The following is a 15,477-nucleotide window of genomic DNA, read 5'->3' on the forward strand; positions in this document are numbered from 1 at the left end:
GCGCGTTCAGCCCGGTGCCACGAGGGGTTCCGTCGGGTTGCGGAGCCCCTCGGCCGCATCGGCGACACGCCGGATGAGATCGAAGAACACCGACTGCTCCTCGGCGGAGAGCGGGGCCAGGAAGACCTGGTTCATCCGGGCCGTGCGCACCGTCAGCTTGCGGTGGGTGCGCACACCGTCCTCGGTCAGGCGCAGCAGGAAACGGCGGCCGTCCTGCGGATCACGCACCTTGTCGAGCAGCCCGCGGCGCCCGAGCCGGCTGATCACCTCGGCGATCGTCGACCGGTCGAGGCCCACCCGCTCCCCCACCGTGCGCTGGTCCAGGCCCGGCTCGGCGACGAGCGCGTTGAGGACCGCGAACTGCGGCGAGGTGATCTCCTCCGAGACCATCGTGTTCCACAGCAGGTAGTGGGCCTGCTGCAGTCGCCGGGCCAGGTGCCCGGGGTGGGTGGTGAGGTCCACCGCGGCCATGTGCGCTCCCGAGGTCGGATTCGTTGGTGCACTGAACGATACTCGTCGTCCAGTCGACTGTCTGTAGAGCTGTACGCGGCTACTGACCTTGCATTTCTCGGAGGTCTTGACGTCCGGCGGCTCCGGTGGCAGCGTGAAGGAAACTTCACCAAAATACTCAGTGCTCTGATTAATTCGTGACCGGGCGCTCGGACGGGATGGGGCTTCACGGATGGACAAGGTGGTCGCCACGGCCGCGGAGGCGGTGGCGGATGTGCCGGAGGGTGCATCGCTCGCGGTGGGCGGGTTCGGGCTGAGCGGAGTGCCGAACGTGCTGATCGGGGCGTTGTACGAGCGGGGCGTGTCCGGGCTGAGCGTGGTCTCCAACAACTGCGGGGCGATGGAGACGGGTCTCGCGGTACTGCTGGCGGCCGGGCGGATCGCGCGGGTGACCGGCTCCTACATCGGGGCGAACAAGGAGTTCGCGCGGCAGTACCTGGCCGGAGAGCTGGAGGTGGAGCTGATCCCGCAGGGCACGCTGGCGGAGCGGCTGCGCGCGGGCGGTGCCGGGATCCCGGCCTTCTACACCCCGGCCGGGGTGGGCACACAGGTCGCCGACGGCGGGCTGCCCTGGCGCTACGACGGCGAGGGCGGGGTCGCGCTGGCCTCACCGCCGAAGGAGGTGCGGGAGTTCGACGGCACCGAGTATGTGCTGGAGCGCGGCATCCGCACCGACTTCGCGCTGGTACGGGCGGCGAAGGGCGACCGGCACGGGAACCTGGTGTTCAACAAGTCCACCCGCAACTTCAACCCCCTCGCCGCGATGGCCGGGCGGGTGACGATCGCCGAGGTGGAGGAGCTGGTGGAGCCCGGCCAGATCGATCCGGACGCGGTGCACCTGCCGGGGATCTTCGTGCAGCGGGTGGTCGCCCTGACGCCGGAGCAGGCGGTCGACAAGAAGATCGAGCAGCGGACGGTGAGCAGCTGATGGCCTGGACACGCGAGCAGATGGCCGCGCGGGCCGCGCGCGAGCTGGAGGACGGGCAGTACGTCAATCTCGGCATCGGGCTGCCCACGCTGATCCCGAACCACCTCCCGGCGGGGGTGGAGGTGGTGCTGGAGTCGGAGAACGGGATCCTCGGCACCGGCCCCTACCCCACCGAGGACGCCGTCGACCCGGATCTGATCAACGCCGGCAAGGAGACCGTGACCGTCCTGCCGGGGGCGTCCTTCTTCGACTCGGCACTGTCGTTCTCGATGATCCGGGGCGGGCACATCGATGTCGCGGTGCTGGGCGCGATGCAGGTCTCCGCGCGTGGTGACCTGGCGAACTGGGCCATCCCCGGGAAGCTGATCACCGGGATCGGCGGGGCGATGGACCTGGTGCACGGCGCGCGCAGGGTGATCGTGGTGATGACCCACACCGCCAAGGACGGCTCGGCGAAGATCCTCGAGGAGTGTGCGCTGCCGTTGACCGGCAAGGCGTGTGTGAACCGAGTCATCACCGATCTCGGCGTGATCGACGTGACACCGGACGGGCTCGTGTTGACCGAGGTCGCCCCCGGTGTGGCCGTTGACGAGATCGTCGCCAAGACCGGCGCCAAGCTGACCGTTGCGGAGGACCTGCTGTGAACACGGCCTACATCGTCGACGCGGTGCGCACCCCGATCGGCCGCTACAACGGCGGCCTCGCCGCCGTCCGCCCGGACGACCTGGCCGCCCACGCGATCCGTGAACTCCTCGCCCGGACACCGCAGTTGGAGCCTTCCCGGATCGAGGACGTGTACTTCGGCAACGCGAACGGGGCGGGCGAGGAGAACCGCAACGTCGCCCGCATGGGCGGCCTGCTGGCCGGGCTGCCGACCTCCGTGCCCGGGGTGACCGTCAACCGGCTGTGCGCCTCCGGCCTGGAAGCGGTCATCCAGGCGGCCCGCGCCATCGCGGTCGGGGACGCCCACATCGCCGTGGCAGGCGGCGTCGAGTCGATGACCCGCGCCCCGTACGTGCTGCCCAAGAACGACAAGCCCTTCCCGGCCGCCCACACCGAGCTGTACTCCACCACGCTGGGCTGGCGCATGGTCAACCCGCGGATGGACCCGCAGTGGACCATCCCGCTAGGCGAGTCCGCCGAACTGATCGCCGACAAGCACAAGATCAGCCGGGAGCAGCAGGACGAGTTCGCGCTCGCCTCTCACCAGAAGGCGACCGACGCCCAGCAACAGGGCCTGTTCGACGCCGAGTTGGCGCCCGTCTCCATCCCGCAGCGCAAGGGCGACCCGGTCGCCTTCGCCGCCGACGAGTGCGTCCGGCCGGACGCCTCCCTCGCCGCGATGGCCAAGCTGAAGCCGTCCTTCCGCAAGGACGGCGGCACGGTCACCGCGGGCAACGCCTCGCCCCTGAACGACGGCGCCGCCGCGCTGCTGCTGGTCGACGAGGAGGGCCTGAAGGCGGTCGGCCGCGAGCCGCTGGCCCGTGTCTCGGCGACCGGCGTCAACGCCGTCGACCCGCACTACTTCGGCCTCGCCCCGGTCGAGGCCGTCAACCGCGCCCTCGCCAAGGCGGGCAGGACCTTCGCCGACCTGTCCGTGCTGGAGCTGAACGAGGCCTTCGCCGCCCAGGTGCTGGGCTGCGTGGCCGAATGGCCCGAGTTCGACCCCGCGATCCTCAACCCGCAGGGCGGCGCCATCGCCCTCGGCCACCCGCTCGGCGCCTCCGGTGCCCGGCTCGCCGGGACCGTCGCGCACCAGCTCGCCCGCCGCGGCTCCGGCACCGGCGTCGCCACCCTCTGCATCGGCGTCGGGCAGGGCCTCGCCCTCGTCCTCGAACGTTAGAACCCCCAGGCGTCAAGAACAGCCAGGAAGCCCCAGGGACCCCCATGACTCTCACCCAGCAGGACATCGACCAGGAAATCGCGGCCGAGCACGCCGCGTACGAGAAGCGGATCGCCGACGGGGCGCCCGTGGAGCACCAGCCGCGACGCGACTACGCGCCGTACCGCTCGTCCGTCCTGCGGCATCCCAAGCAGCCGCCCATCACCATCGACGTGACGAAGGACCCGGAGCTGGTGGAGCTCTCCTCCCCGGCCTTCGGCGAGCGCGACATCACCGAGATCGACAACGACCTCACCCGGCAGCACACCGGCGAGCCGATCGGTGAGCGCATCACCGTCTCCGGGCGACTGCTCGACCGCGACGGCCGGCCGATCCGCGGTCAGCTCATCGAGATCTGGCAGGCCAACTCTGCCGGCCGCTACGCCCACCAGCGCGAGCAGCACGACGCCCCGCTGGACCCGAACTTCACCGGCGTCGGCCGTACGCTGACGGACAACGACGGGCACTACCACTTCACCACCGTGCAGCCGGGCCCGTACCCGTGGCGTCAGCACCTCAACGCCTGGCGGCCGGCGCACATCCACTTCTCGCTCTTCGGCACGGCGTTCACCCAGCGGCTCGTGACGCAGATGTACTTCCCGAGCGACCCGCTGTTCCCCTACGACCCGATCATCCAGTCGGTGACGGACGACGCGGCCCGGCAGCGGCTGGTCGCCACCTACGACCACAACCTGTCGGTGCCGGAGTTCTCGATGGGCTACCACTGGGACATCGTGCTCGACGGGCCGCACGCCACCTGGATCGAAGAAGGGCGCTGAGCTGCGCTATGACGAAGATCGACACGAGCCGTCCGGAGACCGTGCTCCCGACCCCGTCGCACACGGTCGGCCCCTTCTACGGCCACGCCCTGCCCTTCCCCGGCGGCGGCGACATCGCCCCGGTCGGCCACCCGGACACCATCACCGTCCAGGGGTACATCTACGACGGCGAGGGCAACCCCCTGCCGGACGCCTTCGTGGAGCTGTGGGGCGCCGACCCCGACGGCAACATCCCACAGGTCGACGGTTCGATCCGGCGCGACCCGGCGAGCGGCGGCTACCTGGGCCGCAACGGCGTGGAGTTCACCGGCTGGGGACGCATCCAGACGGATGCCAACGGCCACTGGTACGCGCGGACGCTGCGGCCCGGCGCGCGCGGGCGGAGTGCGCCCTATCTCAGCGTGTGCGTGTTCGCGCGCGGCCTGCTGGTGCACCTGTTCACGCGGATCTATCTGCCCGGTGACGAGGCGGCACTCGCCGCCGACCCGGTGCTGTCCCAGGTGCCGGAGGCGCGACGCGGCACGCTGATCGCGACGGACGACGGCAAGGGCACATACCGTTTCGACATCCGCCTTCAGGGCGAAGGCGAGACGGTCTTCCTGGAGTTCCAGTGACTTCTGCCGGCTTCGACGACACGGGCCTGCGCGCCCCCGGGTGGGCAGGCTCCCCCGCCGCCTCCGCGACCGGGGACACGGCCTTTCTGCAGGCCCTGCTCGACGCCGAGGCCGCCCTCACCCGGGCCCAGTCCGCCCTTGACCTCGCGCCGCCCGAGGCGGCGGCCGCGGTGACCGAAGCGGCCGACGCCGCCCGCTTCGACGTGCGCTCCCTCGCCGAGCGCGCCCGCGCGGGCGGCAACCCGGTCATCCCCCTGGTCGCCGACCTGACGAAGGCGGTCGGCGAGGAGTACGGACCCCATGTCCACCGCGGCGCGACCAGCCAGGACATCATGGACACGGCGACAATGCTGGTCGCCGTGCGCACCCTGGACCTGGTCCTCGCCGACCTCGGCCGCACCGAACGGGCCCTGGCCCGGCTGGCCGCCGACCACCGCGACACCGCCATGCCGGGACGGACGCTCACCCAGCACGCCGTACCGACGACATTCGGGCTGAAGGCGGCCGGCTGGCGCTCGCTCATCCTCGACGCACGCGACCGCATCAAGGCCGTACAGAACTCACTGCCCGCCCAACTCGGCGGCGCAGCAGGGACCTTGGCGGCCTTCACCGTGTACGGCGCCCAGGACACACAGGCCCTGACGGCGGCCTACGCCCACGAACTCGGGCTCCGCGAGCCACTGCTGCCCTGGCACACCCTGCGCACACCGATCGCCGACCTCGCCGGCTGCCTGGCCTTCGCGGCCGGGGCGCTGGGGAAGGTCGCCGCGGACGTGCTGACGCTCGGCCGTACCGAGGTCGCCGAGGTCGCGGAGGGCAGCGGTGGCGGCTCCTCGGCCATGCCGCACAAGGCGAACCCCGTACGGTCCACGCTGATCGCGGCCGCGGCCCGGCGGGCTCCGCAGCTCGCGGCCACCCTGTACGGATCGCTGGCCGCCGAGGACGAGCGTCCGGCCGGGGCCTGGCACGCCGAGTGGGAGCCGCTCCGGGACCTGCTGCGGCTGGTCGGCGGTGCCGCCCGGGACGCCGCGGAACTGGCCGAAGGCCTGCGTGTGCACGCGGACGCCATGCGTGAACACCTGGATCTGACCCATGGGTTGATCGTCTCGGAGCGGCTGTCCGCGGAGCTGGCCCCCGCGCTCGGCCGCGCCCGCGCCAAAGCCCTGCTCACGGAGCTGGCCGAGCGCACCTACACCGAGGGCCGGCCGTTGGCCGAACTGCTCGCCGAAGAGCCGCAGTTGAAGGACATCGACGTCGCCGAGCTCACCGATCCCGCCCGCTACACCGGCTCCGCCGGATCCCTCACCGACCGTGCTCTGGAGCGAAGTTGACCGAGAAACTCCTCAACCACCGTGCCGAAGGGTCCACGTCCGCTCCCCCACTGCTGCTCGGGCCCTCGCTCGGAACGTCGTTCGCGCTGTGGGACAAGGTGGCACCCGAGCTGTCCATCACCCACCGCGTCATCCGCTGGGACCTGCCGGGGCACGGCGGGTCGGCGGCCGATCTGATCGGTCCCGGCGCGACCGTCGGTGACCTCGCCGACCTGGTGCTTGCGCTCGCCGACTCGCTGGGCATCGAACGGTTCGCGTATGCGGGGGTGTCGCTCGGCGGTGCCGTCGGACTGCATCTCGGCCTGCACCACCCCGAGCGGGTGTCCTCCCTGGCCGTGATCTGCTCCTCGGCCCACTTCAACGGCGCCAAGCCCTGGCAGGAGCGGGCCGAGCTGGTGCGGCGCGAGGGGCTGGGCTCGCTCGTGGCCAGTGCCGACGCGCGCTGGTTCACGCCCGGCTTCACCGTGCCGGAACTGGTGCGGGACCAGGCGCAGGCCGACCCCGAGGCGTACGCCGCCTGTTGTGACGCGCTGGCCACCTTCGACCTGCGGGAACGGCTCCCGGAGATCTCCGTGCGCACGCTGCTGATCGCCGGGCGCGAGGACAAGGCGACTCCACCACCGCATCTGCGGGAGATCGCGGACGCCGTGCACGGCTCCACGCTGGTCGAGCTTCCGCACGCCGCGCATCTGGCGCCCGCGCAGTGCCCGGAAGCCGTGCTGGCCGCCCTCCGGACCCATCTCGGCGGAGGTGCCAAGCGGGGCATGGAGGTACGGCGGGAGGTGCTCGGCGATGCACACGTGGACCGGGCGCAGGCCCGGCAGACACCCTTCACCGCCCGTTTCCAGGACTTCATCTCGCGCTACGCCTGGGGCGAGATCTGGACCGACCCGACGCTCAGCCGCCGCGAGCGCAGCATGATCACACTGACGGCGCTGGTGGCACACGGGCACTACGACGAGCTGGCCATGCATGTGCGGGCGGCCCGGCGCAACGGGCTCACCCCCGAGGAGATCGGCGCCGTACTGCTGCAGACGGCCGTGTACTGCGGGGTCCCGGCGGCGAACTCGGCGTTCGCGGCGGCCCAGCGGGTGCTGGCCGAGGAGGACGGCCTCTGAGGGTGACCGGTCTCTGAGGGTGACCCTGCTGGTAGTACCTCCAGCAGCCTCTCGCACATGCCTGCTCCACGTGCCTACGGTGGAGGCATGTCCACCATCCTGATCACGGGCGCCACCTCCGGCCTCGGCCGCTATGTCGCCTTCGAGCTGGTCCGCTCGGGGCACGTCGTGCTCGCGCACGGCCGCGATCCGGGCCGTACGGAACGCCTGGTCGAGGAGCTGCGCACCGAGGGCGACGCGGAAGGCTTCGTCGCCGACCTCGCCTCGCTGACGCAGGTGCGCGAGCTGGGCGCCCATGTCGCCGACGCCCACCCCGACCTCGACGTCCTGATCAACAACGCGGGCGTGGGAGCGGGCGCGCCCGGCGCCGGGCGTGAACTGAGCGCCGACGGTCACGAACTGCGCCTCGCCGTGAACTACCTGGCACCGGTCGTACTGACCCGCGCCCTGCTCCCGGTACTGCGCGCGAACACACCCGCCCGGATCGTCAACGTCGGCTCGGTCGGCCAGGACCCCCTCGACTTCGACGACATCGAATTCAGGCGCCAGTACGACGGCTTCGCCGCCTACCGCCGTGCCAAGTTCGCCCTCGCGGCCCATACGTTCGCGCTGGCCGAGGAGCTGGCGGGCACAGGGGTCTCGGTCAACGTCCTGCACCCGGCGACCTTCATGGACACGGCCATGGTCCGTGAGGGCGGAGTGGCCCCCTGGAACACAGTCGCAGACGGCGCACCGGGCGTACTGGCCCTGGCGACCCGGGACCTTGGCACAGGCGGCTACTTCGACGGCACAACCCCGTCGAGGGCGCACGAGTCGACGTACGACCGAGAGGTACAGAAGCGTCTGTCGACGGTCACGGACCAACTGCTGGCGCTGTAAGCCCCCTGGGCGCAGGGCCGCCACTCGGCCTTGCGCCCCGGCCTCCTCAGCGCACCCCGAGCCCACTCTCCAGCGCCGCCTGAGCCTGCGCCACCAGCCCGTCCGCCCCGCACGAACGAGCAAGCGCCAGGCCTCTGTTGAGCTCGGCGACGGACCGCGCAGCGATCCCGTACTCGACACGCGCCGCCGCATGCTCGTACTGGCACGGCGAAGCCTCCAGGTAGGTGACAGCCTGCGCGGCCAACCGGACAGCCCGCTGCCCGGTCTCCAACGCCGCCGCACACCTCAACGCCTCTCCGATGGCAGTATCCGTACCGAACCGCTCGGCCTGCCGCCGGGCGGCGGCGGCGAGTTGACCGGCGCGAGCGGGATCCTCCGACGCGAGGGCCCGCGCAAGGTCCAGCGCCCAGGGCACGACCACCGGATTGTGGTGGTCACGCGCCGCGGCCGCCTTCTCGGCCTCCTCCAGCTCGTTGATGCCTTCCTTGGTACGCCCGACGGCGAGCAGCAGCCGGCCGCGCACCGAGCGCGGGTCCGGCATCACGATGGGGGACGGGTAGGCGGGCGCGAAGCCGTTCTGCTCGGCGATCGCCCAGGCCTCGTCGACGTGGCCGCGGGCGAGCAGGACGTCCACGAGGTTGCAGGTCGTGGTCCAGTACAGGGGCAGGCCTCGGCCGACGCGCTCGGCGATGCGCAGCGACTCGCGCAGAGCCGCCTCCGCCTCCCTGAGCCGTCCGCGCCTGCGGTGTGCGAGGCCGATATGGGCGTGTGCGAGGGAGAGGTGGCCGCCGCTCCAGCCGGCCGACTCGTAGGTGCGCAGGGCCTCGTTGTAGAGGCTCTCGGCGCGGTCGAGGCGATCGGTGTAGGCGTAGGAGTTGGCGAGCATCAGCGGGAGTTCGATGCCCCACTCGGTGTCGGTCCAGCCGAGTCCGGGTGCGAGGCGGCCGTTGACGAGGGCGCGGTCGCACAGTTCGACGACCTCCTCGGCGTTCTCGCCCTGGAGCAGGGCGTCGAAGCCGCGCAGCATGAGCAGGGCGCGCTCGGAGTTGTTGCGGCCGATGCAGGTGCGGACGAGGTCGGCGAGGCGCATGGAACGTCCCGGGGACGTCGACTCGCCGGCGTAGATGCCCTCCCACATGTACTGCACGGCCTGCAGCCGCATCTTGGCGGGCCCGTCCTCGTGCCGGGCGGCCTCCGCCTCGACCGTGCGGACGGCCGCCTCCAGTTGGTCGTTGTGGAGGAGGGCCTGGGAGAGGCGGACGACGGCGTCCACGCGCAGGTCGCCGTCGAGGCCCGGCATGCCGAGCGCGGACTGCAGGTGGTCGATGGTGGTGGCGGGGGCGGTGAGGAGGGTGGCGCAGCCGAGTTCGTAGAGCACGCGCGCGTGGACCTCGGGAAGGGGCGGTTCCAGCAGGGCGCGCTCCAGGCAGCGGCGGGCCGCGTCGGGGGCGCCGACGGCGAGGTGTTCGCGGGCCGCCTCACGCAGCTGCTCGACGAGTTCCTCGTCGTCGTCCGGATGCACCTGGAGGAGGTGCCGGGAGGCCATGGCGGCGCCGCGTCCGGACTCGGTGACGACCTGGGCGGCGATGCCGTGCATGGCGGTGCGCAGGGCGTCCGGGATGGAGTTGTAGACGGCGGTGGCGATCAGCGGGTGCACGAACTCCAGGTCGCCGTCGTCGGCCTGCGCGCTCGCCGGGTCGACTTCGGTGAGGATGCGGGCGTCCTGGAGCAGTTCGGCGCAGCGCAGTGCCTCGTCGGGGTCCATGGTGGCGAGCTCGGCGACCAGGCCGACGGAGATGCCGGTGCCGAGGATGGCGGCAGCCCAGGCGAAGCGGGTGGCGTCGATGCCGAGTTCCTCGAGGCGGGCGACGAGGCCGCCGCCGCGGGCCGAGCGGTTGAGGGCGCGCAGCTCGCCGGCCGCGCTCTCGGTCGGCTCCAGCTCGCTGTCCTGGACCTTGGCGAGGAGTTCCACGGTCTCGTACGGGTTGCCGCCGGTGACGGCCCAGACCTCGCGGCAGAACGGGGCGTCGGCGTGCGCGCCGAGGGTGGCGCGGGTGAGGCCCGCCGTGGCGTCCGGAGTGAGGGCGTTCAGGTCGGCTTCGGGGTGGCCCGAGGCGGCGGCGATCGCATCGAGGTGGCGGGCGCTCTCGCCGCTGACCTCGCCGGGCCTGCGGGCCACGACGACCAGGACGGACAGGTCGTCGAGGCGCCCGGCGAACGCGGCGAGCCAGCGCAGCGTCTCCTGGTCGGCCCAGTGCGCGTCGTCGATCAGCAGGACCAGCGGCCAGTCGCGGCGGGCCAGCCGGCGCACCCCGGCGACCAGGCCGTCGCAGACGCCCTGCGGGTCGGCCTGGCGTTCGCCGGGTTCCGTGATGCCGAGGGCGGGGCCTGCGATGTCGTACCAGTCGCCCAGGTATTCGCGGGCTTCTTCCGGCATGAGGGACACCAGTGCGGGCTGCAGCAACTGGCGTACCACGTTGAAGGGAACGGATCTGAGGGTCTCGCCGCCGCGGGTCGACCACACCGTGCAGTTGCGCTGCTCCGCGATGCGGCGGATCTCGGCCAGCAGGGCGGTCTTGCCGAGGCCCGCCTCGCCCCGGACCATCAGCAGGCTGCCCGAGGACGAGCGGTCCGCGCACAGCGTGTCGATCGCCTGCTTGACGGCGGTGATCTCCTCGTCGCGCTCCCACAGGGAGGCCGAGGCGGCCTCCATGGGCCGGACCTCCGTCATCCCGCTACCTCCCCAAGTCGCCCGAACGACGTACAGACATCGAGCGTAGCCGTCGGATTGCAGAAGTGGAGGGGGGTCCGGGCAGCTGTTGCCGTGATGGGTGACAGCGGGTGCGGGCAGACGACGCGCACCGCCCACGACCTGCGTCTGCGGATGTCGAACCCGTCAACAGGCTGCAGACGTCACCGTGACGGGGTGCTCACCGACACGGAGGGTCCATGGCCGCTGACGGCGCTGAGGGTGTTTCAGGGACTGTTCGCGGGTGGGGAGTTCGGTGGTGCGGTGGCGGTGATGACCGAGTTCGCGCCGGCGGGGCGGCGTGGGCTGTACGGGTCGTGGCAGTCGTTCACGGTGGCGCTGGGGCTGTTGGGCCGCTGAGCAGGGTCGCCGGCAGGGCAGCCACCCCCCGCACCCGCGGGAGACCTCGGCCGTGAGGCTTCCTCCGCGCCGACGCGACCGGGCCGCCGGTGGTGGCCGACTTCCGGCCGCGGGACATCGCCGCGGCCGTCCGGGCACCCCGCCGCGTCGATCAGCGCGTATGCGGGCCGGTGTCGAAGGCCGTGCCGTCGGGGGCACCATGACCTACGACGAGGAGCCGTACCACGCGCTGCCCGCACCCGAGACGACGGGCAAGGAACTGTTCCGCCTCGGCCGTCTGCGGGACGCACCGCCCGGGTCCGGGACGCTCCGGACCGAGGACCCCGTGCTCGCCCTGGGTGCCGGCGAGGTGATCGCCTCGGGCGGCGGGGTCCGCAATCCTGGGGCCGGCCTCGGCCGCGAAGGGGCCGTACGCGTTCTCCGTGCTCGGGTTTCCGACCCGCACGGCCTGGCGGGCACCCGGGACGGGCTGCGGTTGCCGCCGCCGGGCGCGCGGGCGCCGGAACCGCTGGTGGTGGCCCGAAGCCGGAGTCCTCTCATCCCGCTTTCACCGAGGCCTCATACGGTGGGGGCATGACGCAGGTGACTCCTCCCGGGTGGTACCCCGACCCCGGGCAGACAAGTGAGGCTCCCGCCACCGAGCGCTGGTGGGACGGCAAGGCATGGACGGACCGGACCCGCCCCGCGGGGTCGGCCGCCGTATGGGGTCCCCCGGCGCAGACGCCGACGGCCGGGCCGGATCCGGCGAGCCCCGCCCCTCCGGCGGCCCCGGCCTATGCGGCATACCCCGGCTATCCGACATATCCCGCCCAGTCCCCGGCCGACCCGCGGCGCGGCCTGCGCACCGGCATCGCCGTCGGGGCGGCCGTGGTCGTCCTCGCGTGCATCGGCGTGGGTGTGTACGCACTGGCCGGCAACGGCGGTTCGGGCGGCAACGTCAGCTCGCAGCAGGGGCCGGGCGGCGGTCAGGGTGGCCCGGGCGGCGGCAACGGCGGTTCGGGCGGGAACCAGTCGCCCGGCCCCGGCCAGTCCGAGGCTCCGAAGATCAAGAGCGGTTCGGTGTCCGACCCGATCAGCGGGATCAGCCTGCCCATCCCGGACGACTGGTACGGCCAGCAGCTCCCGGCGGGCGCTTCGATCACGTCGAACGACTCCTACAACTGCCCCGGGGACACCTCGCAGACCTGCACCAAGGGCGGCGCGTTCTCGGCGCCGGCCGCGCTCCTCAAGACCGCCGGCAGCACGGCCGAGGAGGTCGCGAAGGCGGACATCGAGGCCAACGCCGAGCAGTCCTACGGCGGCAAGACCTACGGCTCGATCACCTCCCACAAGGTGCTCGACTCCAGGGCCGTCACCGTCGCCGGACAGAAGGGCTACCTGGTCCGCTGGCAGGCGATCACCAGCAAGGGCTCCGACGGCTACGTCGAGTCGCTGGCCTTCCCCTCCCCCGCGAACCCGACGCAGATCGTCGTGGTCCGCTTCGGCGTGGACGTCGCCGAGAAGCAGTCGGTCATCGACGACATCACCAAGGGCATCAAGGTGTCGACCGGCGGCGGCAACGGCCAGACGGTGTGAACCGTCCCGGACAGCGATCGGCCGGGTGGGGCGCCCCTCCGCTCAAGAGGAGCCCCACCCGGCCGGCGGTCCGCGCCGCCCCCGTCCCCACGGTGCGGCGCGAGCAGGTCACCGTCCAGTCATCCCACGGACGGCGACCTGATTCTCAGGTGAGGCCCAGTGCCGGCAGCACCGCGGCCTCCACGAAGCGGACCAGGTAGTCGGGGTCGGCGTACTCGCCGTCCACGACGGGGCGGGCGCGCACGACGCCGAACATCTGCGCCGGGATGTACTCCAGCGCCGGATGGCCGGCGATGATCTCGCCGCGCTCGACCCCGCGATTGAGCATCTCCTTCAGCGCGGCGATCTCCGGGTCGACGAGCGCCTCCCGCAGCGCCTTGGCGAGGTCGGCGTCCTGGGTGACGGCGTGCCCGAGGGCCTGCAGCAGCTTGGTGTCGTTCTGCGACCAGCGGCCCACGGCCCGCGCGGCCTCGCGCAGGTCGTCCGCGAGCGATCCGGTGTCGATGCCCTCGAAGCGGGCCTTGCGGCGGGAGCGCAGGGCGGCCACCACGAACTGGGGCTTGGTCTTCCACTGCCGGTACAGCGTGGACTTGCTGCAGCGCGTACTGGCGGCGACCCCCTCCATGGTGACGGCTTCGTATCCGCATTCGCGGATCTGCTCGAGGACGGCGTCGAAGAACTCCTGCTCACGCTCGCGCGTGAGCTTGGAGCGGCGCGAGGCGGCGACCGTCTGCGGTCCGTCCGCGGCCTGCGACGTCATCTGCTCGTCTCCCTCACTCCGAGTGCCGGCTTTATTCGCGCTTTATTCCCGGCTTCCAGTGTGTCGTACCTCAATCGATACGCCAGTGTACCGGAACGCTCGCGTATCGGTACACTGCCGTATCGGAACGCTTTCGTTTCGGCACGCGAGCGTACCGATGAGTTCGGGTTCCGATCCGGGTCTCACCACGTACCAGCACACGCACCACCGTCAGCGAAGGGGCCGGGGGATGAATGCCCGCACCGAGCCTGCAGAAGGAGAGACCGAAGAGACCGGCGCGATGGCGCGGCCTCCGGTCGTCCGTGAGTTCCTGCTCGTCGCAGGGCTCTTCCTCGTCTACAAGTTCGGCCGTCAGCTGGCCACCGGCCACACCGGCGAGGCGCTGCGCAACGCGCACCGCGTGTGGGACCTGGAACGGACGCTCCATCTGCCCGGTGAGGGCTCGGTGCAGTCCGTACTGCTGCACAGCGACACCCTGGTGCACCTCGCGAACACCTACTACGCGACCGTCCACTTCCCGGCCACCGCGGCCTTCCTGATCTGGCTCTACCTGCGGCGCCCCGCCCATTACGTGTGGGCGCGCCGGGTCCTCGCCACGGTCACCTCGGCGGCCCTGGTGCTGCCCTTCGTCTTCCCCCTCGCGCCGCCGCGGATGCTGGCCGCCACGGGCCTCGTCGACACGGCGCACGTGTACGGGCCTTCGGTCTACGGGCCGCCGTCCTCGGACCACCTCTCCAACCAGTTCGCGGCGATGCCGTCCCTGCACTTCGGCTGGGCCCTGATGGTCGCGATCGGCCTGATCGCGGCGACCCGGTCCCGCTGGCGCCGGCTGTGGCTGCTGCACCCGCTGGTGACGCTGCTCGTCATCGTGGGCACGGCGAACCACTACTGGCTCGACGCGATCGTCGCCACCGTCATGCTCGGCGCCACGCTGGCGCTGATCCACCGGCCACACCGCACGGTCACCACGGCCGGCCGCGGCAGCGAGAAGCTCGCCGCGCCCGTCGCCGACGACCACGTCCTCGTAGGAGCGGGCCGATGACCGCCACACTCGTCGCCGTCGCCCTGTCGCTGGTCTCCGCCGTCGCCTATGCGGCCGCCGCGGTGGCCCAGGAGCGGCTCGCCTCCCGCAGTTCCGGCACCGGCATGCTGCGGCTGCTGGGCACGGGCGCCTGGTGGGCGTCGGTCGGGCTCAACGCCGGCGCGGCGCTGCTGCACGTCGTGGCCCTCAAGTACGGTCCGCTCACCGTCGTCCAGCCGCTCGGCGCGCTCACGCTGGTCGCCGCGGTGCCGATGGGGGCGCGGGCGGCCGGGCGGCGGGTCAGCGCGACCGAGTGGCGGGGCACCGCACTGACGCTGGCCGGGCTGGCCGCGCTGCTGGTCACCGCGTCCGGTTCGGCGCCCCAGCAGGTGCTGAGCCTGACCGAGGCACTGGCGGTCGCGGGGACCACGGCCGCGCTGATCGGTCTGCTGTCGCGGCCGGGAGCCCGGCCGGGCCTGCGGCACGCCACGGCGTCCGGGTTCGCCTCGGGCGTCGCGTCGGCACTCACACAGACCGTGACGGTGGCCGCGACCGACCGGTCCGGTTCCGCGCTGAGCCTCCAGGTCGTCCTGGTGGCGGTACTGGTGGCCGCCTTCGCGGTCGGCGGCCTGCTGCTCTCCCAGACGGCCTACCGGGGCGGACTCGGCGCCCCGCTCGCCATGGTGACGCTGTCCAATCCGGTGGCGGCCTCGCTGATCGGCCTCACCCTGCTGGGCCAGGGCCTCCGCGGCGGCCCGGAGGGCGTCCTCCTCGCCCTCGCGGGCGCGGCCGTGGCGTCCCGGGGCGTGGTACTCCTGACCCGGGCGACACCTGCTCCGGTCGCATCGGTCGACGAAGAACACCCGGTGGCCGCGGTCCTGGCCCTGAAGCCGGAAACTGCGACGCCCGAACCGGCGTTGGTGCCCCGGCAGTCAACTGAGCCGGGCCACCTGACGACGCTCTGAGCGCCC

General features: G+C 72.2%; 15 protein-coding genes and 1 pseudogene. 13 read left to right on the forward strand and 3 right to left on the reverse strand.

The annotated features are described in order from the left end of the window. Positions 1-6: 6 nt before the first annotated feature. Entirely contained in the window at positions 7-471 is a 465-nt protein-coding gene (locus ACFY1E_RS21995; RefSeq protein WP_389078407.1) for a MarR family winged helix-turn-helix transcriptional regulator, read from the reverse strand. Between the two features lie 211 nt (positions 472-682). On the opposite strand from ACFY1E_RS21995, the gene ACFY1E_RS22000 reads away from it, so the two are divergent. From ACFY1E_RS22000 to ACFY1E_RS22035, 8 genes are all read left to right on the forward strand, one after another. Then, entirely contained in the window at positions 683-1,438 is a 756-nt protein-coding gene (locus tag ACFY1E_RS22000) for a CoA transferase subunit A (RefSeq protein WP_389078410.1), read from the forward strand. Next, positions 1,438-2,082: a CoA transferase subunit B gene (locus ACFY1E_RS22005; protein ID WP_389078413.1), complete on the forward strand. Its 645-nt coding sequence runs from the start codon at positions 1,438-1,440 to the stop codon at positions 2,080-2,082. Before ACFY1E_RS22000 ends, ACFY1E_RS22005 begins: the two co-directional genes overlap by 1 nt. Beyond that, entirely contained in the window at positions 2,079-3,281 is a 1,203-nt protein-coding gene (locus ACFY1E_RS22010; RefSeq protein WP_389078415.1) for a thiolase family protein, read from the forward strand. The genes ACFY1E_RS22005 and ACFY1E_RS22010 overlap by 4 nt, the downstream gene beginning before the upstream one ends. A gap of 44 nt (positions 3,282-3,325) precedes the next feature. Continuing rightward, the gene (pcaH, locus tag ACFY1E_RS22015) at positions 3,326-4,099 is read left to right on the forward strand and encodes a protocatechuate 3,4-dioxygenase subunit beta (RefSeq protein ID WP_389078417.1); all 774 of its coding nucleotides are present in this window, start codon (positions 3,326-3,328) and stop codon (positions 4,097-4,099) included. An 8-nt stretch (positions 4,100-4,107) separates the two neighbouring features. Beyond that, entirely contained in the window at positions 4,108-4,713 is a 606-nt protein-coding gene (pcaG, locus tag ACFY1E_RS22020) for a protocatechuate 3,4-dioxygenase subunit alpha (protein WP_389078419.1), read from the forward strand. Then, the gene (pcaB, locus tag ACFY1E_RS22025; protein ID WP_389078421.1) at positions 4,710-6,044 is read left to right on the forward strand and encodes a 3-carboxy-cis,cis-muconate cycloisomerase; all 1,335 of its coding nucleotides are present in this window, start codon (positions 4,710-4,712) and stop codon (positions 6,042-6,044) included. Before pcaG ends, pcaB begins: the two co-directional genes overlap by 4 nt. Then, complete coding sequence (gene pcaD, locus ACFY1E_RS22030) at positions 6,041-7,162, forward strand: 3-oxoadipate enol-lactonase (RefSeq protein WP_389078422.1); 1,122 nt, start codon at positions 6,041-6,043, stop codon at positions 7,160-7,162. Before pcaB ends, pcaD begins: the two co-directional genes overlap by 4 nt. Positions 7,163-7,249: 87 nt before the next feature. After that, complete coding sequence (locus tag ACFY1E_RS22035; RefSeq protein ID WP_389078424.1) at positions 7,250-8,041, forward strand: SDR family NAD(P)-dependent oxidoreductase; 792 nt, start codon at positions 7,250-7,252, stop codon at positions 8,039-8,041. 46 nt (positions 8,042-8,087) lie between these two features. Here the strand turns inward: ACFY1E_RS22035 and ACFY1E_RS22040 are convergent, their stop codons facing one another. Further along, the gene (locus ACFY1E_RS22040; protein WP_389078427.1) at positions 8,088-10,772 is read right to left on the reverse strand and encodes an ATP-binding protein; all 2,685 of its coding nucleotides are present in this window, start codon (positions 10,770-10,772) and stop codon (positions 8,088-8,090) included. A 216-nt stretch (positions 10,773-10,988) separates the two neighbouring features. Here ACFY1E_RS22040 and ACFY1E_RS22045 point away from each other — a divergent pair. From ACFY1E_RS22045 to ACFY1E_RS22055, 3 genes and pseudogenes are all read left to right on the forward strand, one after another. Continuing rightward, a pseudogene (locus ACFY1E_RS22045) lies at positions 10,989-11,144 on the forward strand (MFS transporter); the annotation flags it as partial. 205 nt (positions 11,145-11,349) lie between these two features. Beyond that, the gene (locus ACFY1E_RS22050) at positions 11,350-11,727 is read left to right on the forward strand and encodes a hypothetical protein (RefSeq protein ID WP_389078429.1); all 378 of its coding nucleotides are present in this window, start codon (positions 11,350-11,352) and stop codon (positions 11,725-11,727) included. Then, positions 11,724-12,725 carry a DUF2510 domain-containing protein gene (locus tag ACFY1E_RS22055; protein WP_389078431.1) on the forward strand — a complete coding sequence of 334 codons (1,002 nt, stop codon included), beginning with the start codon at positions 11,724-11,726 and terminating at the stop codon, positions 12,723-12,725. Before ACFY1E_RS22050 ends, ACFY1E_RS22055 begins: the two co-directional genes overlap by 4 nt. Before the next feature lie 145 nt (positions 12,726-12,870). Here ACFY1E_RS22055 and ACFY1E_RS22060 read toward each other — a convergent pair whose 3' ends face one another. Beyond that, complete coding sequence (locus ACFY1E_RS22060; RefSeq protein WP_389078433.1) at positions 12,871-13,485, reverse strand: TetR/AcrR family transcriptional regulator C-terminal ligand-binding domain-containing protein; 615 nt, start codon at positions 13,483-13,485, stop codon at positions 12,871-12,873. A 229-nt stretch (positions 13,486-13,714) separates the two neighbouring features. On the opposite strand from ACFY1E_RS22060, the gene ACFY1E_RS22065 reads away from it, so the two are divergent. Together ACFY1E_RS22065 and ACFY1E_RS22070 are read left to right on the forward strand one after the other, a co-directional pair. After that, positions 13,715-14,527, forward strand: coding sequence for a phosphatase PAP2 family protein (locus tag ACFY1E_RS22065; protein WP_389078435.1), 813 nt, complete (start codon positions 13,715-13,717; stop codon positions 14,525-14,527). Beyond that, positions 14,524-15,471 (forward strand): hypothetical protein, encoded by a 948-nt coding sequence (locus tag ACFY1E_RS22070; protein ID WP_389078438.1) that lies wholly within the window; start codon positions 14,524-14,526, stop codon positions 15,469-15,471. The genes ACFY1E_RS22065 and ACFY1E_RS22070 overlap by 4 nt, the downstream gene beginning before the upstream one ends. Positions 15,472-15,477 lie beyond the last annotated feature (6 nt).

It is taken from the genome of Streptomyces sp. NPDC001604, from assembly GCF_042893475.1.
Lineage (GTDB): Bacteria > Actinomycetota > Actinomycetes > Streptomycetales > Streptomycetaceae > Streptomyces.